Here is a 26,398-nt window from a genome sequence, read left to right as displayed (position 1 = left end):
ATTTGATAAAAAAAACCCGACTTGATGTCGGGTTTTTTATTTTTACGGCAATATGAATGAAACCGAAATCTTAGAACACTTACAGGGTTTTCTTACTCCGAGGAGAAAAGACTTATTTAAAAAAGTACTTGCAGAAAGAACCAATCATTTTACCGTGGTTGCGCAGGATGTTTATCAATTACATAATACCAGCGCTGTCGTGAGAAGCTGTGATGTTTTCGGCATACAGAACATACATATAATAGAAGAAAAGATTCCGCGGCGAATAGATAAAGAGATTGCCATGGGGGCACAGAAGTGGGTGGATATAAATAGATATACTTCCACTCAGGATTGTGTAAAGAAACTCAGGGAAAACGGGTACAGGATAGTTGCTACAAGTCCTCATGAAGGAGCAGAACTACTGGATGATTTTGATATTCATAAGCCGGCAGCACTCTTTTTTGGAACCGAAAAAGATGGCCTTTCTAACGAAATATTGTCTGAGGCCGATTCTTTACTGAAAATACCAATGGTTGGTTTTACAGAGAGTTTGAATATTTCGGTTTCTGCGGCGATCATTTTGCATAGTTTAACGGCGAGGCTGAAAAGATCTAAAATTGAATGGCAGTTTAGTGAGGAAGAAAAAACAAAGATCCGACTGAGCTGGACTAAGAAAACCATAAAAAATTCAGAAGAAATCATTGAAAGATTCCTGAATCAGTAATTATTTGTAACTTTTCATCGCCTTAAACCTTATTAATGACCCTCTTTTTTTATTTAATAATAGCATTGATCACTTTTTTTGCTTTCCTGCACGCATGGGCTAAAAAAGATTATGATGTTAGTAGAACCGTGGTAATAAATAAGCCAAGAGAGGAGGTTTTTAATTTCGTGAGGCAGTTGAAAAAACAACCTTTATGGAATCCTCTTTTTAACAGGGATACTAACGCTGTGCTCAAGTACAAGGGAGAGGATGGTAAAGTTGGAGCTAGTTTTTACTGGAAAGGGAACAGTAAAGTAGGCGAGGGGATACAAAGAATTGTAAAAACCAAGCAGGGAAGGGTTTTTGAAACAAAAGTGCTATTTGTAAAACCTGTCAAGGTTAACGCTCTAACTTATGTAGGAGTAAAAGAGCTGGAATCTGAAAAAACTAAAATGGTATGGGGAACAAGAGGGCAACTACCTTTCCCACTTACAATAATAAGTATATTCTATTCTCCTGAAAAAGCTCTCGGGGAAAAATTTGATGAAGGCCTCAGGGAGTTAAAGCAAATCCTCGAATTAAACTAATTTTTCTGTAAGACCTTGTATTCCTCATAACAGCTATTGATCGCGTCCAGTATCTGTAGGTCATTTGCGGTTTTCATGAAATCCTGGGAATAATTACAATTATTCAGAATTTCGTCAATCTCTGCCCGGTTCACTTGAAGGAGTGCCATTAGGGTTTCCCGGTCAAATTTGTTGCGCAGCAGGTCACGAATATTATTGTCTTTCTTCATCTGTCGCAATTTTTTCATTTGCCTTGGCCTGGTTCCAAAAATATTGTAGACCAGGTCTGCAGGATTAGATAAGGATCTAATTGCCTTTGTGACTGCATTCGGGGAAGAATCACCACCTTCATAACCGGAATTTAATCCGGAAATACTATAGCGGTAATTATCGTAAATAGGAATATTCTTAGCGTCTATTTCAAGATAACCCGTTAATTTTATAGTGTTTACCGTTACCTCTTCAAGTGCAAAACCAAGTTCGGTCATCTTAACCTTTACGTTACCATACTTTAGCCAGTCATTGGTAACCCTTACCCGTATGGATCTGAATCCCAGATAAGAAAAATATAAGGTATCGTTTACGGTAGCCTGAAGCTGAAATTCTCCATTTTCATTGGTTACAGCACCTTTTACCTGGTTAAGGTTAACTATATGAACATTTTCAATGGGCTTATCATTGGCAGCGTTCATCACGGTACCGCTAACCATATCCTGAGCAGTAACAATACCAGAAAGGAACAGGAAAAAAAATAGAAAGGAGTTTTTCATAACAATCGAGGCTAAAAATATAAAATCCTCTTAAAAAACAATGCCAAACTTTATATTAAAGTTTGGCATGTTGTTATTTGTTTAAGCTTTAGATCTTCTTCTCTTGATGGAGTTTTCGATATTCTTGTTCCGGCTTCCTTTTCTCGGGCCTTTATCGTCTCTTCTTTCAGATCTTCTTTTCCCGCTGAATTTACCGCCTTTGTTGTCGTCAAAGCTTTTCGAATTTCTTCGTCCACCTCCGCCGCCTCCGCTGCGTTCTCTCTTTCGGCCTCCGCCACCTCTCCCAGATTGCTGGTCTTTGGTAACTTCAACATTTACAAATCTTCCGTTTTGTTTGTATTCAGTAAAAGTTTTCAAAATTAGATCTGTATGCTTCTCATCTGTATTAAAGAAAGAAAAACTTGCTTTACAGTCTACTTTGAAGACGTCATCCCTATCCAGGTTAAGTTCCTCGGTAAGGAAGTCTTTTAAACTTTTCCAGTCGTAACCGTCTTTAGATCCAACGTTGATGAAATACCTGGTATTACCTTCAGAAACTTCTGGTCTTCCCCCGGCAGATTCTGAACTAAGATCTGGAGCTTTCTCATAATAATTGAAGAAACGGGTGAACTCTACAGAGAAGAATTTTTTGATAAGTTCTTCTTTTGTAAAATCTTCCAGGGCTTCATTAATTGCAGGAAGATAAGGATCAATATCATGATTGATCTCGGTCTTCTTTATATCATTAGCTAAATGGAATAGCTGGGTCTTACAGATCTCTTTTCCGTCTGGAATAGATTTCTCCTCGAATTTTTGCTGGATGATCTTTTCAATAGTTCTGATCTTGCGAACTTCACTTTTTGAAATGATCACCATAGAAACTCCATTTTTACCGGCTCTACCTGTTCTACCACTACGGTGAGTGTAGGTTTCTATTTCGTCTGGTAACTGGTAGTTGATTACGTGAGTAATATCATCAACATCAATTCCACGTGCAGCAACATCTGTTGCTACCAGCATCTGGATCTGGCGGCTTCTGAAACTCTTCATTACCAGGTCACGTTGATTCTGACTTAGATCACCGTGCAATGCCGCAGCATTATATCCGTCTTCAATAAGTTTTTCAGCTACCTTTTGAGTGTCTCTTTTTGTTCTACAGAAGATCACTGAGAAAATATCAGGGTTAGCATCTGCCAGTCTTTTTAATGCATCGTAACGGTTACGATGATTTACCAGGTACCATTCGTGAGAAACGTTAGAAGTACCCATGTTTTTGGAACCAACTGTAATTTCTACCGGGTTGGTCATGAACTTCTTGGCGATCTTTGCAACCTCCTTTGGCATAGTTGCAGAGAATAACCATGTTTTCTTTTCCTGTGGGGTATGAGATAGGATACTTTTAATATCCTCATAGAATCCCATATTCAGCATTTCATCAGCCTCATCCAGCACACAATATCCAATAGAGGAGATGTTTGCCATTCTTCTGCGGATCATATCCTGCATTCTACCTGGAGTAGCTACGATGATCTGAGCTCCTCTTTCGATGGCTCTTGCCTGATCTGTAATACTTGCTCCACCATAAACTGCCACTACGTTTAAAGATTTTTTATACTTCGAGTAGTTCTTAAGTTCATTAGTGATCTGTAAACACAGTTCACGGGTAGGTGATAGGATTAATGCCTGTGTTTTTTTAGAATTTGAATCAATTTTCTGAATTAGCGGAAAACCAAAAGCAGCTGTTTTACCAGTTCCGGTTTGTGCTAATGACACAAGGTCAGTTTCCTGTTCTAATAAAATTGGGATTGATTTTTCCTGTACTTCACTTGGAGTTTCAAACCCCATGTCTTCAATGGCCTTAAGCAAGTCTGCGTCAAGTCCAAGTTTTTGGAATGCGTTCATTCGTTTTTGTAAGTATTCGATTATAATATGTAGGTGTTACATAAGAAGCGAATCGACATACTTAAACCTAAACTTCCAGTAACACATCCTCACCCTGAGGAATTTTTTCAAGCGGCAAATGTACACTTTTATTTCCGATTAAATGATTAAATCAGGATTAATTGATGTAAATCATTGTAAATCAGACTGTTTAAAGGTGTTTTGGGGAATAATTACGGGTTTTCCCGTTTTTCTCGAAAGTATTTCAGGTACTATCTTTACAGTAGATTAGTCCCTACTACTATTCCTGTTCAAGCTCTGGTTTAATTTTTATCAACCTAAAATTCAGAGTTATGAAGAATCTAATCAATTATTTATTATCAATTATAGTTATAAGCTTGTTCTTAAGCTGTAGCAAAGAAGACCAGTTATCTGTACCAGTAAGTGATCTTCAAGAAGCTTCTTTAAAAACCTTAAGGGCAAAGGAGATTGTTAGCGATGCAAAATTCCAGGATTACATGATGAGAACATTTCAACAAATAGGTTCAGATAAAGCTAGGGAGAATAATGGCAAAGGAATCATTTTTATGGATAGTGGAAGTGGTTTCTTTGGATTCGGAACTGGTTCTGGTTTTATATTTTTTATTTCGAATGATGAGGTTCCAACTTTAAAGATTTTTCCAGATGGAACTGGTTCAATCACCCTCAATTCGAATGACGTAAGTAGCTTTTGGTTTGATATTTCTAATCCCATAAGTTTTGGGAATTTCTGCGACGAAGAACCCAAAGGTAAATTAAATGTGAGTTTTAAAGGATTTTTGGAAGTTGATGAGGGACCTTTTGGAAAATCATATTTTGTAAGAGATCCATTTGAGAATGCTTATACTTTTAAGGCTTCAAATGTAAAGCTAAGCAACGAGACTACTACGTTTGATGAAGAGACACAAACTGAAACATGTAATGATGATGCTACTGAAGAGAGGACGGTTAACTTAACAATAGTCGATAATGGTAACAACAGGTATGTAAACTTTAATGTGAGATAATGGATCTATTAGCATTCCAAAGAGAAACTCAGAGGCTTGCCTCCATTTTTCAAATCATTTAGAAAGATATTCAATTAATTGCCTGAAGGCAATTCCCCGGTGGCTAATTTTAGTTTTCTCGTCTATGTTCATTTCAGCGAAGGTTTTATCATATCCCTTTGGAAGAAATATAGGGTCATAGCCAAAACCTTTATTACCCCTTTTTTCATTAAGGATACTTCCTTCGCAAACTCCTGTAAAAAGACTTTGATTACCCTTTAAGGTAAGTGCGATTACAGTCTTAAATCTTGCAGACCTGTCTTTTTTATCTATTAACTGGCTAAGCACTTTATCCATGTTTGCGTCATCATTTTTTTCTTCTCCAGAATACCTGGCAGAATAGACCCCGGGTGCGCCTGCCAGTGCCTCTACCTCCAGACCTGTATCGTCTGCGAAACAGTCATATCCATAATTGTTTTTGACGTATTCAGCTTTTAAAATGGCATTTTCATCTATAGTGTCTCCGCTTTCTGGAATATCTTCATTACAATCTATATCATCCAAAGAGAGTAATTCTATATGGTCTGGCAGCATGGTCTGAATCTCTTTCAGCTTGTTCATGTTGTGGGTGGCGAAAACTAATTTCATATAATTGGATTATCTATGGTGATATGGTTCGTTTTTTAAGATGGTAAAGGCTCGGTATAGTTGTTCTGTAAAAAATAATCGCACCATTTGATGCGAAAAGGTCATTTTGGAAAGGGATATTTTGGAGTTGGCCCTTTTATAGACTTCTTCAGAAAATCCATAAGGGCCACCAATTATGAAAATCAGTCTTTTCAAGCCCGTATTCATTCGTTTTTGTAAATATTCTGAAAAAGATTCTGAACTGAATTGCTTTCCATTCTCATCAAGTAAAATCACAAAATCTGAGTTCTGTATTCCTGCAAGGATCAGGTCACCTTCTTTTGATTTTTGCTGATTCTCGTCCAGATTTTTAGTTTTTTTGAGGTCAGGGATAAGATCCAGCTCAAATTTGATATAGTGCTGAAGTCTATCAGAATATAAGTTGATAAGCGTCTCCAGTTCTTTTTTATCTGTTTGTCCTATACAGACTAATTTTATCGTCATCCCGTGATTTTAGTACAGACTTTACTACATTTACAAAAATAAGCAGAGAATATGATCTCACCGGAACAATTCGAAAAAGAAATTGAGTTAATTATTAAAAATGCCATAAGAGAAGATGTTGGAGACGGTGATCACAGTTCTCTGGCCTGTATTCCTGAAGATGCCAGGGGTAAGGCAAAGCTTCTGGTAAAGGATAACGGAATTATTGCAGGAGTGGAATTTGCTAAAAAAGTCTTTGCTCATATAGATCCCGAATTAAAGGTAGAGCAGAAACTTAAGGATGGAGAGCGTGTGAGATACGGGGATATTGTATTTTATGTAGAGGGTAGTTCTCAATCTATATTGAAAGCAGAAAGACTGGTCCTGAATGCTATGCAAAGAATGAGCGCCATAGCTACTAAAACTTCAGAATTTGTAGAAAAACTTCAGGGGACCAATACCAGGATCCTTGACACCAGGAAAACCACACCGGGTATAAGGGCTTTAGAGAAGTGGGCTGTAAAAATAGGTGGCGGAGAAAATCATCGCTTTGCCTTATATGATATGATCATGCTTAAGGATAATCATATAGACTTCGCCGGTGGAATCACTAAAGCTATAGAGAAAACCAAATCTTACTTAAAAGAAAAGGGATTAGATCTAAAGATTATTGTAGAAGCCAGGGATATGAGAGAGATCAGGGAGATCCTAAAATCAGATGGGGTTTACAGGATTTTGATCGATAACTTCAATTTTGAGGAGACACGACAGGCCGTCGCTCTTATCGACGGGAAATGTCTCACAGAATCCAGTGGTGGCATCACCTTGGAAACAGCCAGTAGTTATGCAGAATGCGGTGTGGATTTTATCTCCAGCGGAGCGCTGACTCATTCCGTGCATAATCTTGATCTGAGTTTAAAAGCCGTATAAAATGGCCCCAAGGGAAGCAATCAACAATAAATTTGATGAATTATCAGCCTGGTGGAAACGTAAGACCAAAAAGTTAATTTTACCAGGTTTAAATGGCTTATCCTTTTATAATTTATGGATTATTTATTGGGGCGGAATTGTAAAAGGTACGTTTTCAACGCGTGCCAGTTCGATCGCTTTTAGCTTCTTTATGGCCATCTTTCCTTTTTTGTTGTTTGTACTTAACCTTATTCCATATATCACATTTATAGATGATTTTCAATTAGAATTCCTGGTATTCATGGATGGTCTATTGCCTCCGGAAACCTCAGATTTTTTCGGGAATATTTTTGAAGATATTGCCAACACTCCCCGGGGTGGTTTGTTATCTGTGGCATTTGTTCTGTCTATTTTTTTAATGACTAACGGTGTAAATGCGATATTCACCGGTTTTGAATTTAGCTACCATACTAAAACAAATAGGTCTATCCCCAGGCAATATGCGGTCGCCGTAGGAGTATCTCTCATATTGGCATTGTTGTTGCTAATTTCAGTTATAGGAGCAGTCTATATTACTTATGCGATAGATGATCTAAGTCAACTAGGTATTGTAAGCCCGGATGGATTTGGCGCCGATCTTATTAAATATATAGGTTTTGTGATTTTAATTTATACGGCGGTGGCGATACTTTATTATTTTGGAACCAGAGAAGCAAGACAGGCGAGATTTTTCTCAATAGGTGCATTATTTACTACCATTTTAATAATGATAACTACTTTTTTGTTTAGTTTGTATATCACGAACTTTTCAAATTATAACGAATTGTATGGTTCTATCGGGGCTTTATTAATCCTTATGTTTTATATATGGCTGAATTCCAATATGTTGTTATTAGGATTTGAACTTAATGCATCATTAATTAAACTAAAGAAAAATTATAGATAACTTTAATCCAAACTAAACCTTTAAAAATGAAAAAAGTAATTTTTGTATTTATCGCACTTATGAGTGCAGGCTTAACTTTCGCGCAAACTGAAGTTGGTGGAGTAAATCTTCCTAACACAGAAACCTATCAGGGAAAAAATCTTATGCTCAATGGTGCCGGAGTTAGAGAAAAATTGTGGATAGACCTTTATGCCGGAGGTTTGTACCTTTCACAAAAATCTTCAAATGCTTCCGCAATAGTCGCTGCAGATGAGCCTATGAGCATTAAACTACATATAGTTTCCAAGCTTATTACCAGCGAGAAAATGATGGATGCAGTAAATGAAGGCTTTGCAAATTCTACGAATGGAAATACCAAGCCATTATCTGCCAAGATCAAAAAATTCCAGGACTTCTTTATGGAAGAGATCAAAAAGAATGATGTTTTTGATATTGTGTATATGCCGGCTCAGGGAGTAGTGGTGTATAAGAATAACAAAGAATTAGGCGTCATCGAAGGAATGGATTTCAAAAAGGCCTTATTCGGGATCTGGTTATCTAATAAGCCAGCAGACGATGACCTTAAAGAAGCTATGCTAGGAAAATAAAATGAAAAATTCATCTCTTTTAATAGTGTTATCACTGTTCCTTAATCTTCCTTTACAGGCACAGACCGTATTTGGGAAATGGGAAAATAGAAATGAAAAGGGTAGAGTAAATTCTATCGTTGAAGTCTATGAGCAGGATAATGAAGTCTATGGAAGAGTTACCCGAATTATGCGTGAAGAAGATCGTGATCGTGTTTGTACAAAATGCGAAGGCGATCTCAGAAATGAGCCCATTGAAGGAATGGTCATCATGCAGGGGCTTACAAAAAGCGGAGATGAATTTGCCGGCGGAACCATTGTGGATCCAAAGTCGGGAAAAGAATACCGGTGTAAGATCTGGCTTGATGAAGAGAATCCTGATATTCTAAAGGTCAGGGGCTATATCTCTTTTTTTTACCAAACCAGAGAATGGAGTAGAGCCGAATAATTATTTCAAATTATAAAAGCTGTATTTAAACTTCAGGTTTACTTTCAGAAAACTAAAGATTCTTAATATTTTTGAATTGAATAGTTAGAAAGTAAGTTGGGCTTTAAGTGCAGCTTTTTTAATTGTGTCAACTAATCCAAGAGTACATGCCCTATTTTGCAGACCTAATTCTTCCACTTCCTTTGGACAATAGATTTACTTATAGTCTTTCTGAAGCTGAAGCGAATTTTATTCAACCGGGAATGCGCTTAGCCGTTCAATTTGGTAAGAACAGGATTTATACTGGGATAGTGGCCGGGGTACATCAAAATCCTCCGGAAGTATATGAAGCGAAGCCTATACACCAGATCCTGGATGAAAAGCCTTTAATTTCTGATATTCAGCTGAAGTTCTGGAATTGGATCTCCACCTATTATTTATGCACTGAAGGGGAAGTGATGCGAGCGGCACTACCAGGAGCATTTTTACTCGAAAGCGAAAGTATCGTCAAACTTTCCGGGGAAGTAGATCTGCAATCTGAAGAATTAAATGATGATGAATACCTGGTGGCAGAAGCTTTGCAGCGACAGTCTTCCATGAAGATCCAGGAAATAGAACAATTACTGGACAGGAAAAAAGTGCTTCCGGTTATTAACAGGTTAGTATCCAGGGGACTTGTGGATCTTAATCAGGAGATCTATGAGCAATTTAAGCCCAAAGAAATCCGCTATGTAAGGCTAAATCCTGCGTATGAAGCAGAGAGCGAGATGCATGTCTTGCTTGACGATCTTTCCCGCGCTCCAAAACAGAGGGAGATCCTTCTTTCTTATTTCTCAATTACTGCGAAATCAAAAAAAGCATTAAAAGTAAAAGAACTGCTAAGTGAATCAGGTGCCTCAGCATCTATCTTAAAAAGCCTTATTCAAAAAGGAATTTTCGAAGAGTTCTATCAGGAGACAGATCGGGTGAATTTTCACGGGGAGATCAGCTCTCACGAGATCAACTTCAATGAATTCCAGCAAAAAGCCTATGACCAGATCAGATCGCATTTTGCAGAGAAAAGCGTGTGTTTACTCCATGGGGTAACATCTTCTGGAAAAACTGAGATCTACATTAAATTAATTGAAGAAGTAGTTAATAAAGGTAAACAAGCGCTGTATCTTTTACCGGAGATAGCCCTTACTACACAGCTTATCAAGCGACTTCAGAATTATTTTGGGGACAAGGTACTTGTTTATCATAGTAAATATTCTGTAAACGAAAGAGTTGAAATTTACAGGCATGTGCTCGAAAATTCAGAAAAGGGTAAAATAGTAATTGGCGCCAGGTCCTGCATTTTTCTCCCTTATCAGGATCTTGGACTTGTAGTTGTTGATGAAGAGCATGAGTCCACGTTCAAACAATTTGATCCTGCTCCAAGGTATCATGCCCGGGACGCGGCAGTGGTATTGGCAAATATGTTCGGGGCAAATATAATTCTTGGCTCCGCAACTCCTTCTATAGAGTCTTACTTTAATGCTGAGCATAGCAAATATGCCCTGGTTGAACTAAACCGGAGATATGGAGATGTAATGATGCCCGAGGTAGAGATCGTGGACATTAAAATGGCTCATAAGAAGAAGAAAATGACAGGTCATTTTTCTGAAAGATTGATCGAGGAAATAAGAGAAAGCCTGAAGGAGAAGGAGCAGGTAATTCTTTTTCAAAACAGAAGAGGATTTTCTCCTATTATGGAATGTAATACTTGCGGGCATTCCCCGCAGTGCCCTAATTGTGATGTTAGTTTGACCTTTCATAGTCATAACAACCAACTGCGCTGCCATTATTGTGGTTATCACATAGCAATGCAGTTTCAATGCATGGCCTGTAGCAGTAATGAAGTGACCACCAAAGGATTTGGAACAGAGCAGGTGGAAACAGAGTTGAAAGCTTTGTTTCCGGAACATTCTGTGGGTAGAATGGATCAGGATACCACCCGCGGAAAATACGCTTACGAAAAGATTATCTCGGCATTTGAAAATGAAGAAACAGATATTCTTATTGGTACTCAAATGTTAACCAAGGGGCTGGATTTTAGAAAGGTAAGCCTGGTAGGTATTATGAATGCAGACAACCTTCTTAATTTTCCTGATTTCAGAGCTCATGAAAGAAGTTTTCAGCTAATGCTTCAGGTGGCCGGCAGATCGGGAAGGACGAAAAAAAGGGGGAAAGTACTGGTGCAGACTTACAATCCACATCACCAGATCATTCAGCAGGTCTCTACAGGAGATTATGAAGCCATGTATAAGGAGCAACTGGAAGACAGGTATCAGTATCAATATCCGCCTTATTTTCGGTTGATACGGTTAACTCTAAAATGCAGGGATTACTCAAAAACTAATGAAGCCGCAGAATGGTTAGCCCGCGCCCTGGAAAATGTTTTTGATCGTTATGTATTAGGACCGGAATTTCCTCCGGTGGCAAGGATAAGAAATGAATATTACAAGAACATTTTAATTAAGATCCCGAAAAAACAATCCCTGGGGAAAACCAAAAAAGTGGTCCATAGAATTCTCACCACTTTCCGGGCAATAGGTGCTTACCGTTCGGTAAAGGTAGTGGTGAATGTAGATCCCCAATAAAAAAAGCCACTTTAAAAGTGGCTTTATATATTAAGGTATCTTATTTAAATTATTGTATAGCACTTAGTGCTTCTACCAGGTTAGCTTTCTTGTGCCTGCTCAGCGGAAGTTTTTCCTTGTCTATTTCTATGTTCTTACTGTTATATCGCTCTATCTTATCCAGATTTACAATATAAGATTTGTGTGTTCTTAAAAAACGATCGCTGGGAAGTTGCTTTTCAAAAGACTTCATTGTCGCCAGCACCACAAAATTGTCTTTTTCAGTCACGAATTTAACATAGTCGCCTAGTGCTTGTATGTATTTTAATTTGCTGAGAAATACTTTCCTGTTTTTCAGGTTGCTTTTAACAAAAATAAAATCATCATCTTCGGGAACCGCAGTTTGATGTTTAAGCTTATAGAGATTGACTGCTTTATTAACCGCATTATTGAACCTGTCTTTGGTAACCGGCTTGTGAATGTAATCCACTGCATCATAATCGAAAGCTTTAAAAGCATATTTCGTCTTTCCGGTAACAAAAATAATCTGAGGTTTATTAGGCAGGTTATCTAAAAGTTCGAAACCAGATAGGATTGGCATTTCGATATCTAGAAATATAAGATCTATTTCAGTGTCCAGAAGGCCATTCTTTGTTTCAATGGCATTATTGTATTCAGCTACCAGTTTAAGGTTAGGATGATCCTTGATGAGTTTAACTATAGATAGCCTTTGCAGGCTAGAGTCATCAACGACAGCACATTTGAGTAATACTTCTTCCACGGTTAATAGGTTAGTTACTAACAATATTAGGGATTAATAATAAGAAATACAAGGGTAAATAATATAAGCTCGGTAAAAATAGTGTTTTATGATTCTTAATAAGCTTTGAAATAAGGAATATTAATTATATTTTTGCAGCCGATTTAATTTAAAGAATACATTTATGAACAATTATGAAACTGTTTTCATCTTGAATCCCGTTTTATCTGATGAGCAGATAAAGGAGACAGTTAAGAAATACGAAGATTTTCTTGTTTCGAAAGGGGCTGAGATGGTAGCTAAAGAAGATTGGGGCCTAAGAAAACTGGCTTATGCAATCCAACACAAGAAAAGTGGTTTTTATCACTTATTTGAATTTCAAGCTCCTGGTGAAGTTATTGAGCCATTAGAATTAGAATTCAGAAGAGACGAGCGTATGATGCGTTACTTAACTGTAAAGTTAGATAAGCATGCTGTAGCTTGGGCTGAAAAAAGAAGAAAACGTAACAAGGAAAAAGCGTAATCATGGCAACATCTATTGAACAACAAGCAAAAGGAAAAAAAGACGGAGAGATCAGGTATCTTACTCCTCTTAATATAGAGACTACCAAAGCGAAAAAATACTGTAGATTCAAAAGATCTGGTATTAAGTACGTGGATTACAAAGATCCTGATTTCTTAATGGGCTTTGTAAACGAACAGGGGAAATTATTACCTCGTCGTTTAACAGGTACTTCTTTGAAATTTCAGAGAAAAGTGGCGACAGCGGTAAAACGTGCTCGTCACTTAGCATTAATGCCTTACGTAGGTGATTTATTAAAATAAAAAGAGGCAGTTATGGAAGTGATACTTAAAAAAGACGTAGATAATTTAGGTTTTAAAGATGATGTAGTAGCTGTAAAGAACGGTTACGGTAGAAATTATCTTATTCCACATGGTTTTGCTGAACTGGCAACTCCATCTGCAAGAAAAGTTTTATCTGAAACTTTGAAGCAGCGCGCCTATAAAGAACAGAAGCATATTGACGAAGCTAAGAAACAGGCTGAAAAACTTAACAACCTTGAAATAAAAATGACTGCGAAGGCAGGAGCAGGTGATAAGTTATTCGGTTCCATCACCAATGGTGATCTTGCTGAGGCTCTTGCTAAAGAAGGTGTAGAGATCGAAAAGAAATATATTAACATCGCCGGTGGTAACATCAAGCGTCTGGGACAGTATGAAGCAACTTTGCGTTTTCACCGTGAAGTAGTTTCTAACTTTACCTTTGACGTGGTAGGAGAAGCTTAATTTATTTTACCTATAGTATAAAGCCTGCTCATTTATGAGTGGGCTTTTCTTTTTCTTAATTATTTCCCGCGAACTTCTGGGAGTATTTAAACAGACTTATGAAATACGCAAGATTAACTAAAGAGCAGTTTGAAGAGATGCATCAGGAATTTATTAACTTCTTGGCTACTCAGTCTATAACTGCAGATGAATGGGAGCAGATTAAAAAGGATAAACCTGAAGCGGCTGAAGAGGAGCTGGATATTTTTAGTGACCTTATCTGGGAAGGAGTGCTTAATAAGGTTGAGTACCTGGAACACTTTTCTCCAAACCAGGTCTTCCTGTTTCATATAACTACGGCCACTATAGAACTGATCGCTATAAAGGTTGAAAACGAAGCTATAGATATTACCACACGAGAAGGATATCAATGGTTACAGACCAATTTGATGGATCCTGCAGTGAATATATATACTTCTACCAAGGCTATTAGTGAAGACAGGAATAAGGATATTTTTGCACTTATCAAGCAGGGAGCGAATATCACCCAGGGTCAATTATATGGCTATTTCCAAAAAATAGTTCAGGGATAATTATTCGTACCTAAGTGATTCTATAGGATCCTGCTTAGCTGCTTTCGCTGCCGGGTAACTTCCTGCAAGTATTGCTACCAGAATTGTGATACCGGTTGCCCATAACATGGCTTTCCACGGGGTGGTAAATGCAAAATCCAGCGAGCTGGAAACAGCGTATCCTATCAGAATTCCCAGGATGATTCCCAAGAATCCGCCAATCTGGCCAATAACCAGCGTTTCTAAAAAGAACTGTGTAGCGATAGTATTCTTCTTTGCACCCAAAGCTTTTCTAACTCCTATTTCCCTGGTTCTTTCGGTAACGGTTACCAGCATGATATTCATCAAAGCGATCGAAGAACCAAAGATGGTAATGATTGAAATGATCCATGCTGCAATATTAAGTGCGCCGGTTATGGATAAAATCCTGTTTATAAGGTCGTCACTGCGTTCCAGTCCAAAATTATTCTCTTCTTTAGGATTAAGTCCGCGAATATTTCTAAAAGTAATGATCGCTTCATCCATGGCGGCATCAAGCAGTTCCTTATCATCTACTTTTACGCTCAGGCTATAATTAATATTAGGCTGTGAGAAAATTGATCTCGCTTGTTGAATTGGTATAAAAACCCTTAGGTCATGGTTATTGCCAAAAGTGCTTCCCTTGGATTCCAGGACACCGATAACTTTAAATTTAGCTCCCCTTATACTTATGATCTTGTTCACAGGATCAAAGCCATTAAAAATACCATCTTTAAAGTCTGAACCAATTACAGCGACATTATTATTGTTGTCAATATCAAAAACGTTGAATTCACGGCCGTCTTCAATTTCCAGGCCTGAATTTTCCAGAAAATACTCATTCACTCCCAAAACAGAAATCTCCGGATCTGTCTTTTCGTTTTCGTATTTAATTTCTGCGGAAGAAGTCCCGGTAAATGATATGGCTGTCTCGGTAAATGGATATTCAAATTTCTCTTCAAATTCTTTCACCTCGCGGTAACTGATAATAGGATTTACTTTCCTGTCCTCATTCCGGGAACTCTGCGTACGGAACTCATAACGCTGCAAATTGAATGTGTTGGAGCCCATGGAAGCAAAATCCTTACTAATGGTGTTTTCGAGGGCAGCTACAGCACTTAAAATACCCACAAGGGCAGTGATTCCAATCGCGATGATTAAAACGGTAAGAATGGTTCTTAAGGATTGGTTTTTTATGGAATTAAGTGCAATCCTTATATTTTCTCGAAAGAGTGAAAACATGAGTTGATATTTCTGGCTTACCCGTTAGACTATAAATTTAGAACTTTGTTACTTAAAATTTCAAATTTGTTTGGGTTCACTTAAAAATTAAGATATTTGCAATCCTTAATAGCAAATTCAGCTTAAAACAGATCATGGCACAAAAACCATCCATACCAAAAGGTACCAGGGATTTTTCACCGGAAGAAGTCATAAAGAGAAATTACATTTTTGATACTATAAGAACAGAATTTAAAAGATTTGGTTTTCAGCCTATTGAAACCCCAAGTTTTGAGAATTCTTCTACCCTAATGGGAAAATATGGCGACGAAGGTGACCGCCTTATTTTTAAGATCCTGAATTCAGGGGATTTTCTTAAAAAAGCAGATGAAAAAGCACTTGCAGAAAAAGACAGCACAGGCTTGACTTCTTCTATAAGTGAAAAAGCTTTGCGATATGATCTTACCGTGCCTTTTGCCAGATACGTGGTGCAGCATCAGAATGAGATCGAATTTCCTTTTAAGAGGTACCAGATCCAACCGGTCTGGAGAGCAGATAGACCTCAGAAAGGAAGATTCAGAGAATTTTACCAGTGTGATGCAGATGTTGTAGGGAGCAATAGTCTCTGGCAGGAGGTAGAATTTGTCCAATTATATGATGCAGTCTTTTCCAAACTTAAGCTGGAAGGTGTGACTATTAAGATCAATAACAGAAAGGTTCTTTCTGGTTTTGCCGAAGTTATTGGAGAGCAGGATAAACTAATCGATTTTACGGTAGCTCTTGATAAACTTGACAAAATAGGTGAGGAAGGGGTGAAAAAAGAGATGCGTGAAAAAGGTATTTCTGAAGAAGCGCTGGATAAGATTCAGCCAATATTTAATCTTTCCGGAAGTTTTGCTGAAAAGATCGAAGGCCTCAGATCAATTCTGGAAGGTTCTGAGAAGGGGTTGAAAGGTATTGAGGAATTGCAATTCATCCAGAATGCCATCGAAGCTATGCCATTGAAAACTGCGAAATTAGACCTTGATGTCACCCTGGCCCGTGGTTTGAACTATTATACAGGTGCGATATTTGAAGTTGCCGCACCAGAAAAGGTGAAGATGGGATCTATTGGTGGAGGAGGCCGTTACGATGATCTAACCGGTATTTTTGGACTGAAGAATATGAGTGGGATTGGGATCTCTTTTGGTTTGGACAGGATCTACCTTGTGCTTGAAGAGCTTAGTCTTTTCCCTGATACCGTTACGCAGAATACGAAGGTGCTTTTTATCAATTTTGGGGAGAAAGAAGCGTTCTATGCGATGAAAGCTGTAACGAAGTTGAGAGAAGCTAATATCATGGCAGAATTATATCCAGATTCAGCTAAAATGGGCAAGCAAATGAAGTATGCCGATAAGAGAAATATTCCATTTACCGTGCTTGCTGGGGAAGAAGAAATGAATGCCGGTAAATTCACCTTGAAGCATATGAAGTCTGGAGAACAAACAAGCCATGATTTAAATGGGTTGGAGACTGCTCTCAAATAGAGAGCTTACCAAAAATTGAAAACCTTCATCCAGGATGAAGGTTTTTTTATGTACTAGCCTCATTTAGATTATTCATTTCTTCCTCTGTGAGTTTCATGCTCATCGCTTCTTTGAAGGATCTTAAATGATCAGTTTTCGATGCACTGGCGATAGGAGCAGTCACATCGGGTTTCTGCATCAACCATCTAAGGGCAATGGCAGCCTGGCTAATATTACGATGGTCTGAGATGTCTTTCAGGACTTTAAGTATTTTTTGTCCCCGCTCATCAAAATAATTCTTAAGGAACGGTTCCCGGTCTGTTCCCTTAGTGTCTTTCAGTGTACTGTACTTACCGGTAAGGAATCCACTTGATAGAGAAAAATAAGAGGTAACCCCTAAATTATTATCGCGACAGATCTGTTGAATTTCTCCTTCAAATTTCTCTCTTTCCACGAGGCTGTATTCAGGCTGAAATACCTCATATTTAGGGAGGTTATTTTCTATTGATGCCTTTAGGCTGTCCTTCAGTCTTTCCGCAGATAGATTGGATGCGCCAATATATCTTACTTTTCCCTGTTCAATTAATTTCTGGTACGCACCTAAAGTTTCCTCTACCGGAGTTTTATTATCATCCCAATGGGTGAAATACAGATCTATATAATCTGTTTTAAGTCTTCTTAAAGAATCTTCGATCGCGGTCATTATATGACGCTCAGATATATCTTTTGGGCCTCCCTGCTTCATACTGGAACCCACTTTCGTGGCAAGGATGATTTTATCTCTATTACCTCTATCTTTTAGATATTTTCCTATTATTCTTTCAGATTCTCCACCTTCATTACCATCTGCCCAGCGGGAATAAACATCTGCACTATCTATCATATTAATGCCCATATCCAGGAATTGATCCATTAAATTGAACGATTCCTTCTCATCTGCCGTCCAGCCGAAAACATTTCCTCCAAATATTATTGGGGGACTCTGTAAGTCTGTATTACCTAGTTTTTTCATCGGGTAGTTTTTTCAGGAAGATAATTTTTACAGAAGCGGTTTCAAAGTTCTGCTATTCATTTAATTATAGTTTAACAATAGAGTATACCGAGTTCAGTTGGAATTACTCCATTTTCCAAAAAGATTAAAAATCTTTCGATTTGATAATTTTCGTTTTTTTTCGGTGTGATTTTTTAAGACTTTCCTGCTTTCCTGGTACCCAATTTCAAAAATTTTATCAATATTCTTCAAGCTGAAAAGACCATGATTCTCAAGTTCCCTTGGAATAATGACCAGATCGCAATCTTTAAAATTGGCATGGCATTGGTGATCTAGGCTTATCTGGTAGGCGCGGGTAATTACCTGGTAGGAATGTTTAAGTCCGTTCGGTTCTATTTCTTTTAAAGGATTAACATAGCCACCAATGATGTGGTCACAGAAGGGTATTAAGGGTTTAACCGGAAAATTGTTGGTGATACCGCCATCAGCATATAAACCATCGTTAAAAGCTACCGGAGTGAATATTCCGGGAATGGATGCTGAAGCAAGTAAAGGTCTGATTAATTCACCATTTTCGAAAATTTCAATTTTTCCATTGCCAAGATTCGTGGTATTTACAAATAGTTTTTTGTCCAGAATACTGAAATTATCTTCCTTATAAAAATTCAAAAAATCTTTATAGAACTTCATGGTATCAATAAATCCGGGTTTATTGCGGGCATATCTCTTAAAATGAAAAATTGGAACAGATTTAAAAAAATCAAGCATTCTTTCTACAGATGCTCCTGATGCATACATCGCCCCGATAACAGCCCCTGCGCTGCTACCTGATATATGTGTAACTTCAATATCAAACTCTTCCAGTGCTTTAATTAAACCAATTTGCGCAACTCCCCGGGCACCTCCGCCAGATAAAACCAATCCTGTTTCCATATAATTAAGCTTATAGTTCAGAATTTAGAAATAAATTACCAGATTCTAATAATCAATATCTATTTACCTGTCTATCTTCTTATAAGATTATTGTGCCCAGTTGAAAACAGTATCATCAATGTCGTGCATTTTTTTTCAACTCATAAAAGGCGTTAGCCAGTGTGAGGATTTAGATAAATTCTGTGGAACTGACTATTGTCATATTTATATATTTAGTCCCTGGTTATATTTAATGTGTTGTATATTAAATAATTACAGTCATGAAAAAAATTCTATTGCCCACAGATTTTTCAGAAGTCGCCGATTATTCCTTAAGATACGCAGCAAATCTTGCTAAAAAATATAATGCCGAGATAGTGGCTTTATATATGATAGATCGTGAAGATGCTTTTCTAACCAGGCAAGAAGCAATGCAACTTTTTGAGAATATAGATTATCGCAAAAGGATTGAGCAATCGTTTAAAGATTTTCTCAATAAGGATTATCTCTCAGGCATCAAGGTGCATACTGTTATAAAAAGGCACGTGGATTTCACGAGGATTTCAGAGCTTTTAGAAGAGTTAGAAATTGACCTTATTGTTATGGGAACTCATGGAGCACACGGCCTGGGTGGTATGTTCTTTGGTTCTAATGCAGAAAAAGTCGTTAGGACCTCGAAGGTTCCAACACTTATTGTAAAAATGAACCGCTCTTCATTTAAATTGGATAAAGTAGTGCTCGCGTGTGATTTAGATTTAGAAATGACCGATGCTTTTGAGAAAGCTTCCCGGTTTTTAAAAGATAACAATTTGGATTTTGATATTTTTTATGTGAACACTCCGGAAGATTTTATGAGCACCGCACTTATGGAAAAAGGGATCGAAAAATTTTCCGCTTCTTTAAATGATACAGAAGAAAACATTAGTGAAAAGATAATCATGTATGATGACTATAACATCGAGGCAGGTATATATAATTACGCAAAAAAGGTCGATGCAGATTTGATTGTAATACTTACCCATGGAAGAAAAGGTTTATCCAAGGTTATTTTCAACAGTTATGGAGAAAAAATGGCAAATCAATCTGCCACACCTGTTTTAACAGTGCAGGCCTGAATCCTGTAATTCGTCTTAAAAGTTCCTTTAACCTAAAATTGATTAAGGAATACAAATCCAAATAATTGCCAAACAATGTAATGATCTGGAATGCCCATTTTTAGAGATCCCTGATGTTTTAAACAGTTTAGAATCAGATCCTGAATCTGGCCTTACGGAAGAGCAGGTTGAAGAAAAATTTTTGAAGGATTGGTATATGCGGCCTAAAAATTTTTTAGGGAGAAAAAAACTGAGGGAATTGATTTATCCTTTCAGGATTTTGGATCTAGATATGTGGTATTTGTTTTTCAATAGTTTAACAGCTAATATATTTATCTTAACTATTTATAGCTGGCCTTTTCCTTACCTTCTTTACAACCTAAAAAAAATTCTATTATGAGATTGTTAATTTTATTTTTCATGCTTCCTGCCTTTTTAAGCGCACAGAAAATAGCTGATAAATTTACCTTGTCTCCGGCAGGTTTTGAAGATTCAGTGATACGTGATTATCCCGGTAAATCTGATTCAGACCTATTTCTGGCGACTCGCAGGTGGGCTTCTAATATGATATCCAATCCTAAAGATGCTATAAGCAGAGAGGTTGAAAACCAATATCTTGAATACAAAGTTTTTGTGCCCCAGGCTATTTCAATCAAAGATAATGGGCAGGTTTACACCTGGGATGCGATGTTTGACCTGGCATTCCGTTATAAAGATGGTAGTATACGCTATGATGTTGAAATAGTTGAACTATCCAGTCCTGAAGCCCCAACTTTTCAAATAGTAGGAGGTAGAGATGACTGGGCCTTTTTCGCCTTAAATAATGAGCCATATCCTTTAACTACAGACGCAAGAATGGTTTTAGAGGAAACCGTGAATGATTGGATAAGAGGTGTTTCAGCTTATGTAAACAGGGGTGCAGAAATACCTGAAGAAGATTAATTCCTGAATATTGTTTTTAGTTATTGCAATTGGATCAGGTTCAGAGAATAGAGTGACCAATAAAATGAAAAATTAAGAAATAAAAAAACCCTTCAATATTGAAGGGTTTTTTGGTCGTAGCGAGAACGAGATTTGAACTCGTGACCTCCGGGTTATGAATCCGACGCTCTAACCAACTGAGCTACCTCGCCATAGAAATTTTACATTAGCTTATTCCGTCTAACGCCTTGTCATAAAAGGCCTCGCAGGATTTCCTTAATGCGGGTGCAAATATAAAAACAATTTGTATTGGCGCAAACTTTATTTTCTAAAATATTTATTTTGATTTCTTTTTATCTTTCCAATTAATATCTATATTGCCCGAAACTAATTAATTAAGAATGGAAGAAAAGATTAAATACGAAATGGAGTTTCCAATTCAGGCTTCTCCTTCGTTACTTTACCAATATATTTCAACCCCCTCTGGTTTAAGCGAGTGGTATGCCGATAATGTTAATTCCCGTGGGGAATTTTTTACTTTTATATGGGAAGGTAGTGAAGAAAAAGCAAAGCTTTTAAGTAAGAAAAGCGATGAACGTATCAAATTCAAATGGATAGATGATGAAGATACTCCCTATTTTTTCGAATTACGCATTCAGGTAGACGATATAACTAAAGATGTTTCCTTAATGATCACAGATTTCGCTGAGGATGACGAGGTGGATGAAGGTAAAATGTTATGGGAAAATATGATTTCAGACCTTAAACAGATTTTGGGTTCAGCTTAAAAATCTTATTATAAATAGTAACTTTGCCCCGTTCTTAAATCGGGGCTTTTTTTATGATCAATTTAGACGGAAAAATAGTAGAAGAAAAAGATGCAATATTATCTGTGCGTAACCGTGGATTCGCCTATGGAGACTCGGTATTTGAGACTATACGGATAATTAGCGGCAAGATCATGTTCTGGGAAGATCATTACTTTAGGTTGATGGCATCTATGCGTATCATGCGTATGGAAATTCCATCCAGTTTTTCTCCGGAATTTCTCGAAAAACAGATCATAGAGGTGATCGAAGCGAATAACCTGGAAACCTCTCCCGCACGAATCAGGTTCGCGGTATACCGGTTGCAGGGAGGATATTATACACCGGCGACCAGGGATATAGGGTATGTGATCACCGCTGAAGCCCTGGAAAACTCTTTCTATCTTTTCAATGATGGGAATTATGAAGTCGAGCTATTCAAAGATCATTACGTAAATAGTGGTTTACTTTCTACTATAAAATCCAATAACAGGGCAGTAAATGTTCTGGGAAGTATCTTTGCCAGAGAGAATGGTTATGACAATTGCCTGTTGTTAAATGAGAAAAAAGGAGTAGTGGAGGCTCTAAACGGAAACGTATTCCTGGTAAAAGGGCAAGTGGTTAAAACTCCACCTATTTCAGATGGTGCGCTTAATGGTATTATAAGGAAACAACTGGTCAATATTTTAAAGAAGACTGAAGAATATACCCTGGAAGAAACCTCTATATCCCCTTTTGAATTACAAAAGGCCGATGAAATTTTTATAACTAATGTTGCATTGGGTATTCAACCAATTAGCAAGTACCGTAAAAAAACATTTGAAAATAAAGTGGCTAAGGAGCTGTTAAGTAAGCTTAATGTGAAAGCGAGACTGGGTTAATTGTAGGTAGGGTTTTCAGGAGAATTAGACCAAAGCATATACTCTCCACCTAACTCTAGCATCTTGTCTTTCCAGAAAGAATTGTAAGGTTTTTCCAGCAGATCTTTGTTGTCTTCATTCGCGGTAACCACCCAGGAGTGAGAATTAAGTTCCTCATCAAGTTGATTGGCATCCCAGCCGGAATAGCCTAAAAAGAATTTGATCTGTTTATCATCGATAAGCTCTTTTGCGATAAGATCCATCACCACTTCAAAGTTTCCACCCCAGAAGATGCCGTGGGCAATTTCAATACTATCCGGGATTAGATCGGGGATCTTATGTATGAAGTAAAGATTATCCTGCTCTACAGGACCGCCGTTATAGACCTTGAAATCTCCTTTCACCTCGGGGATGAGATCTTTGAGCGTAAAATCAAGAATTTTATTCAGGATAAATCCAACCGATCCATTATCTGAATGGTCAGCAAGTAGCACCACAGAACGATTAAAAGACACATCTCCAATTATGGATGGTTCTGCGACTAAAAGATGGCCTTTGGTTGGTTTTAACGCGATCATTGTAGCAGTCTTTTTATCTAAACTAATTATTTCCTATTAATAATACAATACAATGGCAAATATTTTAATAAAAAAAGCCTTCTGTTAAGAAGGCTTTTAGAAATTTACTTATGCAAATTATTAGTTCACAGCTTTTTGTAAATCAGCTCCGGCCTTAAATTTCACTACGTTCTTAGCAGCGATCTTGATAGTTTTCCCGGTTTGTGGGTTTCTTCCTTCACGGGCTGCTCTTTTAGATACAGACCAAGATCCAAATCCTACTAATGATACTCTATCTCCTTTTTTAAGAGACTTCTCTACGTTCTCAAGGAAAGACTCTAATGCTTTTTTTGCTGCTGCTTTAGAAATTCCAGCGTTTTCAGCCATTGCATCGATTAAATCTGTTTTGTTCATAATTTGAATTTTAAATTAAATTGTTGGTTAAACATTCTGTTAAACTGGTATACAAATTTATACGGATTTCTTGTCCACACAAGTAATGACAAGGGAAAAGCCCTTATTTGTTAATAACTTGCATGATTTGTTAATAAAGATAATTGTTTTTTATTAAAATGCAACCAAATCAGTGTTAATAAGGCTTTAGCGCATTTTCGCCTCCGGGGCAAAATTAAATCCATTAAGAAGTGCTTTTGAAGGCATTTTCTTTTTTCCCGGAAGTTGTATTTCCTTAATCGAAATAAATCCGTTTTGAGCTGCTACCATTATCTTATCGTCTTTTATAGAAACGGTGCCATAAGGCAGTCTGTGTTCATGTGGCATTTTTTCGATATCGTAGATCTTTACCTGCATTTCTTCCGAAGAATTTTCCAGGTAACACCACGCTGCCGGATATGGGTTGAGCCCTCTTATTAAGTTATAAATTTCGTCTAAGGGCTGGTTCCAGTCAATTTTCGTGTTTTCGCGGGTTAATTTGGGCGCATCTTTAAGGTTCCCGGAATCAACCTGCAACCTGGTTTCAACTTCACCACTTGCTATGGTGTCTAAAGTTTTAACCACCAGCCTGGAACCGATTTCCATAAGACGGTCATGAAGCGATTCAACATTTTCAGTCTCTTCTATAGAAATTTCCTCCTGAAGTATCATTGCACCAGTATCAATTTTTTCGTCAAGGAAGAAGGTGGAGACCCCGGTTTTATTTTCACCATTGATAATCGCCCAATTTATGGGAGCTGCACCTCTGTATTGTGGCAGGAGCGAGGCATGCAGGTTGAAGGTTCCGTATTCTGGTAGAGACCAAACAGATTCAGGTAGCATTCTAAATGCCACTACCACCTGGACATTTGGATTTAAGGCCTTAAGTTCATCCTGGAAATCTTTAGCTTTTAAATTTGTAGGCTGCAGTACCGGCAGATCTTTCGATTTTGCATAAATTTTTACCGCGCTTTCCCTTAATTTTCTACCTCTTCCGGCAGGTCTGTCTGGTGCAGTGATGACACCCGCTACATTATATCCGGCGTCAATGATAGCTTCAAGGCTTTTTACCGCAAATTCCGGTGTTCCCATGAATACTATTCTCAGGTCTTTCATTGATTTAATATTTTATATTTGTTATTCGGTGTTCTATCGAGCACACCTTTCTCACAAAGCAGGCTTAGAACTTTTAAAACATCTGTTTCATTATACTCTAGCCGGGATATGATTTCCCTGGAATCCCTGGGAGCTACTTTTAAAATCTGCAGGATTTTAAGGTAGATTTCATTCATATCGTCCCTGCTTAATTCTTTTCTTTCTTTTTTGCATACTGAACATTTGCCGCAGGAAGGTGGATTGCTTTCTCCAAAATAGGTAAGTAGTTGAACCTGTTTGCAAATATTGTCATTTTGGACAAACTCCAGGACTGCTTCGATCTTCTCCCTTTTAGTTGTATTATAATCCCTTATAAACCGCGCTACCGGATTTATTGTAGTGTCATCTTCCCTGGGTACCAGGAAGGTTATGCTGGCATCATGCTTTGATAAATGAAAATCAATGATCTCTTTCTCATTTAATTCTTCTAGGATCTGTATGCTTTCTTTTTCAGAAATTCTGGCCTTATCACATACCGATGAAAGGTTGAATGTGATAAGATTTTCAAACACCCCTCCGTAATTTCTGAGTATTGTACGAATCAGGCTGGCGTACCTGGGATTTTCATCCAAATAATTATCCAGATGATTACCACTGAGCAGGATCTGTATTTCAGTACTTTTTTGATAGTTCTGTGATAATCTAAGAATACTGCAACGATCCAATAACTGAAGCGCATTAAAGGCTTTATGAGAATTGAATTGATATTGATGACAAAAACTGGCAAAATTGAAGTCGTGAACTGTATTCTCTCCTTCACCATAGGCAATCCTGAAGTAGGCATTTAATTTTTTGTAAAGCAACTTAACATCTTCTACTGAAGCAAGATTGTTCAAAAACTGGTTTTTCAGCACTGGAATATCTCCAGAATTAGTTAAGATAATCGCCCTGGAAGGTTTTTCGTCTCTTCCTGCCCTCCCGGCTTCCTGGAAATAACTTTCCATACTTTCAGGAAGATCTATGTGGATCACCGTCCTTACATCTGCTTTATCTATCCCCATTCCAAAAGCTGTGGTGGCTACCATGACATTTACTTTATTGGTAAGCCACTCTTCAAACTTCCGCGATTTATCTTCTTTCTTCATTCCGCCGTGATAGGCTGCCGCGGTAATACCCTGCTTATTCAGAAAATGTGCGATCTCCTGGGTGGCATTTCTACTACGTACATAAATAATAGCAGAACTATCTCCTAAGATCTGGGTAAGGCGAAAATATTTATCTTCAGTTTTAATAACCTCGTAGCGCAGATTGGTGCGTTCAAAAGATTTCTGGTGAATTTCAGGATCTTTGAGGAGTAGTTGCTCGCAAATGTCTTTAACCACACTTTTCGTAGCCGTAGCTGTAAAAGCAGCGACATTAATTTCTGGTAATAACTCCCGGAGCTCTGCAATATTCCTGTATGCGGGCCTGAAGTCATGTCCCCATTGCGAAATACAATGAGCTTCATCTACTGCAACTAAATTAATATTCATCTGCTTAAGACGCTCTCTCACTAGATCCTGTTGTAACCTTTCCGGAGAAAGATAAAGGAACTTGAAATTTCCAAAAATACAGTTGTCTAAATTTCGGTCCAGGTCAGCATAGGTGATCCCACCGGTTATGGCCATCGCCTTGATGTTTTTTTGCTTCAAAGCATTTACCTGGTCTTCCATCAAAGATATAAGTGGTGAGACCACTATACAGATCCCGTCTTGTATAAGGGCGGGTACCTGAAAGCAAATAGACTTACCTCCCCCGGTTGGAAAAAGGGTTAAGGTATCCTTTCCTTCGAGAATAGACTGAACTACTTCAAGCTGCTGCGGTCTGAACTCCCGGAAGCCCCAGTATTTTTCTAGTATTTTTAAAGCTTGCTCCTGCAAATTAT

29 protein-coding genes and 1 tRNA gene are annotated in these 26,398 nt (G+C 37.8%); 17 read left to right on the top strand and 13 right to left on the bottom strand.

Annotation, left to right across the window (positions count from 1 at the left end; genetic code table 11):
* Positions 1–52: 52 nt before the first annotated feature.
* Positions 53–706, top strand: coding sequence for a TrmH family RNA methyltransferase (locus FGM01_RS01805; RefSeq protein WP_143409409.1), 654 nt, complete (start codon positions 53–55; stop codon positions 704–706).
* A 35-nt stretch (positions 707–741) separates the two neighbouring features.
* Positions 742–1,272, top strand: coding sequence for an SRPBCC family protein (locus tag FGM01_RS01800; protein WP_143409408.1), 531 nt, complete (start codon positions 742–744; stop codon positions 1,270–1,272).
* Here FGM01_RS01800 and FGM01_RS01795 read toward each other — a convergent pair.
* Positions 1,269–2,021: a carboxypeptidase-like regulatory domain-containing protein gene (locus FGM01_RS01795; RefSeq protein ID WP_143409407.1), complete on the bottom strand. Its 753-nt coding sequence runs from the start codon at positions 2,019–2,021 to the stop codon at positions 1,269–1,271. The genes FGM01_RS01800 and FGM01_RS01795 overlap by 4 nt on opposite strands.
* 81 nt (positions 2,022–2,102) lie before the next feature.
* Positions 2,103–3,902: a DEAD/DEAH box helicase gene (locus FGM01_RS01790; protein WP_143409406.1), complete on the bottom strand. Its 1,800-nt coding sequence runs from the start codon at positions 3,900–3,902 to the stop codon at positions 2,103–2,105.
* 332 nt (positions 3,903–4,234) lie between these two features.
* Between FGM01_RS01790 and FGM01_RS01785 the strand changes: the two genes are divergently transcribed.
* Positions 4,235–4,927 carry a hypothetical protein gene (locus FGM01_RS01785; protein WP_143409405.1) on the top strand — a complete coding sequence of 231 codons (693 nt, stop codon included), beginning with the start codon at positions 4,235–4,237 and terminating at the stop codon, positions 4,925–4,927.
* Between the two features lie 54 nt (positions 4,928–4,981).
* Here FGM01_RS01785 and FGM01_RS01780 read toward each other — a convergent pair whose 3' ends face one another.
* Positions 4,982–5,554, bottom strand: a complete 573-nt coding sequence (locus FGM01_RS01780; RefSeq protein WP_143409404.1) for a non-canonical purine NTP diphosphatase — start codon at positions 5,552–5,554, stop codon at positions 4,982–4,984.
* A gap of 9 nt (positions 5,555–5,563) precedes the next feature.
* The gene (gene rlmH / locus FGM01_RS01775; RefSeq protein WP_143409403.1) at positions 5,564–6,037 is read right to left on the bottom strand and encodes a 23S rRNA (pseudouridine(1915)-N(3))-methyltransferase RlmH; all 474 of its coding nucleotides are present in this window, start codon (positions 6,035–6,037) and stop codon (positions 5,564–5,566) included.
* 51 nt (positions 6,038–6,088) lie between these two features.
* Here rlmH and nadC point away from each other — a divergent pair, with 51 nt between their 5' ends.
* From nadC to priA, 5 genes are all read left to right on the top strand, one after another.
* Entirely contained in the window at positions 6,089–6,946 is an 858-nt protein-coding gene (nadC, locus tag FGM01_RS01770; RefSeq protein WP_143409402.1) for a carboxylating nicotinate-nucleotide diphosphorylase, read from the top strand.
* A gap of 1 nt (position 6,947) precedes the next feature.
* The gene (locus FGM01_RS01765; RefSeq protein WP_143409401.1) at positions 6,948–7,871 is read left to right on the top strand and encodes a YihY/virulence factor BrkB family protein; all 924 of its coding nucleotides are present in this window, start codon (positions 6,948–6,950) and stop codon (positions 7,869–7,871) included.
* Positions 7,872–7,897: 26 nt separating this feature from the next.
* The gene (locus FGM01_RS01760) at positions 7,898–8,458 is read left to right on the top strand and encodes a chalcone isomerase family protein (protein ID WP_143409400.1); all 561 of its coding nucleotides are present in this window, start codon (positions 7,898–7,900) and stop codon (positions 8,456–8,458) included.
* Between the two features lies 1 nt (position 8,459).
* Complete coding sequence (locus tag FGM01_RS01755) at positions 8,460–8,885, top strand: DUF2147 domain-containing protein (RefSeq protein ID WP_143409399.1); 426 nt, start codon at positions 8,460–8,462, stop codon at positions 8,883–8,885.
* A gap of 146 nt (positions 8,886–9,031) precedes the next feature.
* Positions 9,032–11,485: a replication restart helicase PriA gene (gene priA / locus FGM01_RS01750; RefSeq protein ID WP_143409398.1), complete on the top strand. Its 2,454-nt coding sequence runs from the start codon at positions 9,032–9,034 to the stop codon at positions 11,483–11,485.
* Between the two features lie 49 nt (positions 11,486–11,534).
* On the opposite strand, the gene FGM01_RS01745 is transcribed toward priA, so the two are convergent.
* A complete protein-coding gene (locus FGM01_RS01745) occupies positions 11,535–12,245 on the bottom strand; it encodes a LytR/AlgR family response regulator transcription factor (RefSeq protein ID WP_143409397.1) in 711 nt (236 codons plus the stop codon).
* A gap of 163 nt (positions 12,246–12,408) precedes the next feature.
* Between FGM01_RS01745 and rpsF the strand changes: the two genes are divergently transcribed.
* From rpsF to FGM01_RS01725, 4 genes are all read left to right on the top strand, one after another.
* Complete coding sequence (gene rpsF, locus FGM01_RS01740; protein WP_108171712.1) at positions 12,409–12,747, top strand: 30S ribosomal protein S6; 339 nt, start codon at positions 12,409–12,411, stop codon at positions 12,745–12,747.
* 2 nt (positions 12,748–12,749) lie between these two features.
* Entirely contained in the window at positions 12,750–13,049 is a 300-nt protein-coding gene (rpsR, locus tag FGM01_RS01735) for a 30S ribosomal protein S18 (protein WP_026916063.1), read from the top strand.
* A 12-nt stretch (positions 13,050–13,061) separates the two neighbouring features.
* On the top strand, positions 13,062–13,511 hold the full coding sequence (rplI, locus tag FGM01_RS01730) for a 50S ribosomal protein L9 (RefSeq protein WP_143409396.1): 450 nt from the start codon (positions 13,062–13,064) through the stop codon (positions 13,509–13,511).
* Positions 13,512–13,609: 98 nt separating this feature from the next.
* Entirely contained in the window at positions 13,610–14,083 is a 474-nt protein-coding gene (locus tag FGM01_RS01725) for a DUF6495 family protein (protein ID WP_143409395.1), read from the top strand.
* Here FGM01_RS01725 and FGM01_RS01720 read toward each other — a convergent pair whose 3' ends face one another.
* Complete coding sequence (locus FGM01_RS01720; protein WP_143409394.1) at positions 14,084–15,322, bottom strand: ABC transporter permease; 1,239 nt, start codon at positions 15,320–15,322, stop codon at positions 14,084–14,086.
* 134 nt (positions 15,323–15,456) lie between these two features.
* Here FGM01_RS01720 and hisS point away from each other — a divergent pair, with 134 nt between their 5' ends.
* The gene (hisS, locus tag FGM01_RS01715; protein ID WP_143409393.1) at positions 15,457–16,827 is read left to right on the top strand and encodes a histidine--tRNA ligase; all 1,371 of its coding nucleotides are present in this window, start codon (positions 15,457–15,459) and stop codon (positions 16,825–16,827) included.
* A 46-nt stretch (positions 16,828–16,873) separates the two neighbouring features.
* On the opposite strand, the gene FGM01_RS01710 is transcribed toward hisS, so the two are convergent.
* Together FGM01_RS01710 and FGM01_RS01705 are read right to left on the bottom strand one after the other, a co-directional pair.
* Complete coding sequence (locus tag FGM01_RS01710) at positions 16,874–17,818, bottom strand: aldo/keto reductase (protein WP_143409392.1); 945 nt, start codon at positions 17,816–17,818, stop codon at positions 16,874–16,876.
* A 93-nt stretch (positions 17,819–17,911) separates the two neighbouring features.
* Positions 17,912–18,730, bottom strand: a complete 819-nt coding sequence (locus FGM01_RS01705) for a patatin-like phospholipase family protein (RefSeq protein ID WP_143409391.1) — start codon at positions 18,728–18,730, stop codon at positions 17,912–17,914.
* A gap of 260 nt (positions 18,731–18,990) precedes the next feature.
* Between FGM01_RS01705 and FGM01_RS01700 the strand changes: the two genes are divergently transcribed.
* Together FGM01_RS01700 and FGM01_RS01695 are read left to right on the top strand one after the other, a co-directional pair.
* The gene (locus FGM01_RS01700; RefSeq protein ID WP_143409390.1) at positions 18,991–19,824 is read left to right on the top strand and encodes a universal stress protein; all 834 of its coding nucleotides are present in this window, start codon (positions 18,991–18,993) and stop codon (positions 19,822–19,824) included.
* A gap of 375 nt (positions 19,825–20,199) precedes the next feature.
* Positions 20,200–20,745 (top strand): hypothetical protein, encoded by a 546-nt coding sequence (locus FGM01_RS01695; protein ID WP_143409389.1) that lies wholly within the window; start codon positions 20,200–20,202, stop codon positions 20,743–20,745.
* A gap of 117 nt (positions 20,746–20,862) precedes the next feature.
* Here FGM01_RS01695 and FGM01_RS01690 read toward each other — a convergent pair.
* Positions 20,863–20,936, bottom strand: a tRNA-Met gene (locus FGM01_RS01690).
* A gap of 189 nt (positions 20,937–21,125) precedes the next feature.
* Between FGM01_RS01690 and FGM01_RS01685 the strand changes: the two genes are divergently transcribed.
* The gene (locus FGM01_RS01685) at positions 21,126–21,512 is read left to right on the top strand and encodes an START-like domain-containing protein (protein ID WP_143409388.1); all 387 of its coding nucleotides are present in this window, start codon (positions 21,126–21,128) and stop codon (positions 21,510–21,512) included.
* A 53-nt stretch (positions 21,513–21,565) separates the two neighbouring features.
* Positions 21,566–22,411: an aminotransferase class IV gene (locus tag FGM01_RS01680; RefSeq protein WP_143409387.1), complete on the top strand. Its 846-nt coding sequence runs from the start codon at positions 21,566–21,568 to the stop codon at positions 22,409–22,411.
* On the opposite strand, the gene FGM01_RS01675 is transcribed toward FGM01_RS01680, so the two are convergent.
* From FGM01_RS01675 to FGM01_RS01660, 4 genes are all read right to left on the bottom strand, one after another.
* The gene (locus FGM01_RS01675; RefSeq protein WP_143409386.1) at positions 22,408–22,968 is read right to left on the bottom strand and encodes a YqgE/AlgH family protein; all 561 of its coding nucleotides are present in this window, start codon (positions 22,966–22,968) and stop codon (positions 22,408–22,410) included. The two genes, FGM01_RS01680 and FGM01_RS01675, sit on opposite strands and share 4 nt — an antisense overlap.
* A gap of 120 nt (positions 22,969–23,088) precedes the next feature.
* Entirely contained in the window at positions 23,089–23,361 is a 273-nt protein-coding gene (locus FGM01_RS01670) for an HU family DNA-binding protein (protein ID WP_006990442.1), read from the bottom strand.
* Positions 23,362–23,547: 186 nt separating this feature from the next.
* On the bottom strand, positions 23,548–24,495 hold the full coding sequence (gene fmt / locus FGM01_RS01665; RefSeq protein WP_143409385.1) for a methionyl-tRNA formyltransferase: 948 nt from the start codon (positions 24,493–24,495) through the stop codon (positions 23,548–23,550).
* The gene (locus FGM01_RS01660) at positions 24,492–26,393 is read right to left on the bottom strand and encodes a RecQ family ATP-dependent DNA helicase (RefSeq protein WP_143409384.1); all 1,902 of its coding nucleotides are present in this window, start codon (positions 26,391–26,393) and stop codon (positions 24,492–24,494) included. Before FGM01_RS01660 ends, fmt begins: the two co-directional genes overlap by 4 nt.
* Between the last annotated feature and the right edge of the window lie 5 nt (positions 26,394–26,398).

Origin of the sequence: Christiangramia sabulilitoris, from assembly GCF_007050985.1 — a bacterium.
Lineage (GTDB): Bacteria > Bacteroidota > Bacteroidia > Flavobacteriales > Flavobacteriaceae > Christiangramia > Christiangramia sabulilitoris.
The sequence above is the reverse complement of the archived record's forward strand: the minus strand, read 5'-3'. Positions and strand labels throughout refer to the sequence as shown.

Bases quoted from the DNA above. Each gene is read 5' to 3' on its own strand.
- FGM01_RS01805 (WP_143409409.1), top strand. From the start codon at position 53: ATGAATGAAACCGAAATCTTAGAACACTTACAGGGTTTTCTTACTCCG.
- FGM01_RS01800 (WP_143409408.1), top strand. From the start codon at position 742: ATGACCCTCTTTTTTTATTTAATAATAGCATTGATCACTTTTTTTGCT.
- FGM01_RS01795 (WP_143409407.1), bottom strand. From the start codon at position 2,021: ATGAAAAACTCCTTTCTATTTTTTTTCCTGTTCCTTTCTGGTATTGTT.
- FGM01_RS01790 (WP_143409406.1), bottom strand. From the start codon at position 3,902: ATGAACGCATTCCAAAAACTTGGACTTGACGCAGACTTGCTTAAGGCC.
- FGM01_RS01785 (WP_143409405.1), top strand. From the start codon at position 4,235: ATGAAGAATCTAATCAATTATTTATTATCAATTATAGTTATAAGCTTG.
- FGM01_RS01780 (WP_143409404.1), bottom strand. From the start codon at position 5,554: ATGAAATTAGTTTTCGCCACCCACAACATGAACAAGCTGAAAGAGATT.
- rlmH (WP_143409403.1), bottom strand. From the start codon at position 6,037: ATGACGATAAAATTAGTCTGTATAGGACAAACAGATAAAAAAGAACTG.
- nadC (WP_143409402.1), top strand. From the start codon at position 6,089: ATGATCTCACCGGAACAATTCGAAAAAGAAATTGAGTTAATTATTAAA.
- FGM01_RS01765 (WP_143409401.1), top strand. From the start codon at position 6,948: ATGGCCCCAAGGGAAGCAATCAACAATAAATTTGATGAATTATCAGCC.
- FGM01_RS01760 (WP_143409400.1), top strand. From the start codon at position 7,898: ATGAAAAAAGTAATTTTTGTATTTATCGCACTTATGAGTGCAGGCTTA.
- FGM01_RS01755 (WP_143409399.1), top strand. From the start codon at position 8,460: ATGAAAAATTCATCTCTTTTAATAGTGTTATCACTGTTCCTTAATCTT.
- priA (WP_143409398.1), top strand. From the start codon at position 9,032: ATGCCCTATTTTGCAGACCTAATTCTTCCACTTCCTTTGGACAATAGA.
- rpsF (WP_108171712.1), top strand. From the start codon at position 12,409: ATGAACAATTATGAAACTGTTTTCATCTTGAATCCCGTTTTATCTGAT.
- rpsR (WP_026916063.1), top strand. From the start codon at position 12,750: ATGGCAACATCTATTGAACAACAAGCAAAAGGAAAAAAAGACGGAGAG.
- rplI (WP_143409396.1), top strand. From the start codon at position 13,062: ATGGAAGTGATACTTAAAAAAGACGTAGATAATTTAGGTTTTAAAGAT.
- FGM01_RS01725 (WP_143409395.1), top strand. From the start codon at position 13,610: ATGAAATACGCAAGATTAACTAAAGAGCAGTTTGAAGAGATGCATCAG.
- FGM01_RS01720 (WP_143409394.1), bottom strand. From the start codon at position 15,322: ATGTTTTCACTCTTTCGAGAAAATATAAGGATTGCACTTAATTCCATA.
- hisS (WP_143409393.1), top strand. From the start codon at position 15,457: ATGGCACAAAAACCATCCATACCAAAAGGTACCAGGGATTTTTCACCG.
- FGM01_RS01710 (WP_143409392.1), bottom strand. From the start codon at position 17,818: ATGAAAAAACTAGGTAATACAGACTTACAGAGTCCCCCAATAATATTT.
- FGM01_RS01705 (WP_143409391.1), bottom strand. From the start codon at position 18,730: ATGGAAACAGGATTGGTTTTATCTGGCGGAGGTGCCCGGGGAGTTGCG.
- FGM01_RS01700 (WP_143409390.1), top strand. From the start codon at position 18,991: ATGAAAAAAATTCTATTGCCCACAGATTTTTCAGAAGTCGCCGATTAT.
- FGM01_RS01695 (WP_143409389.1), top strand. From the start codon at position 20,200: ATGAGATTGTTAATTTTATTTTTCATGCTTCCTGCCTTTTTAAGCGCA.
- FGM01_RS01685 (WP_143409388.1), top strand. From the start codon at position 21,126: ATGGAAGAAAAGATTAAATACGAAATGGAGTTTCCAATTCAGGCTTCT.
- FGM01_RS01680 (WP_143409387.1), top strand. From the start codon at position 21,566: ATGATCAATTTAGACGGAAAAATAGTAGAAGAAAAAGATGCAATATTA.
- FGM01_RS01675 (WP_143409386.1), bottom strand. From the start codon at position 22,968: ATGATCGCGTTAAAACCAACCAAAGGCCATCTTTTAGTCGCAGAACCA.
- FGM01_RS01670 (WP_006990442.1), bottom strand. From the start codon at position 23,361: ATGAACAAAACAGATTTAATCGATGCAATGGCTGAAAACGCTGGAATT.
- fmt (WP_143409385.1), bottom strand. From the start codon at position 24,495: ATGAAAGACCTGAGAATAGTATTCATGGGAACACCGGAATTTGCGGTA.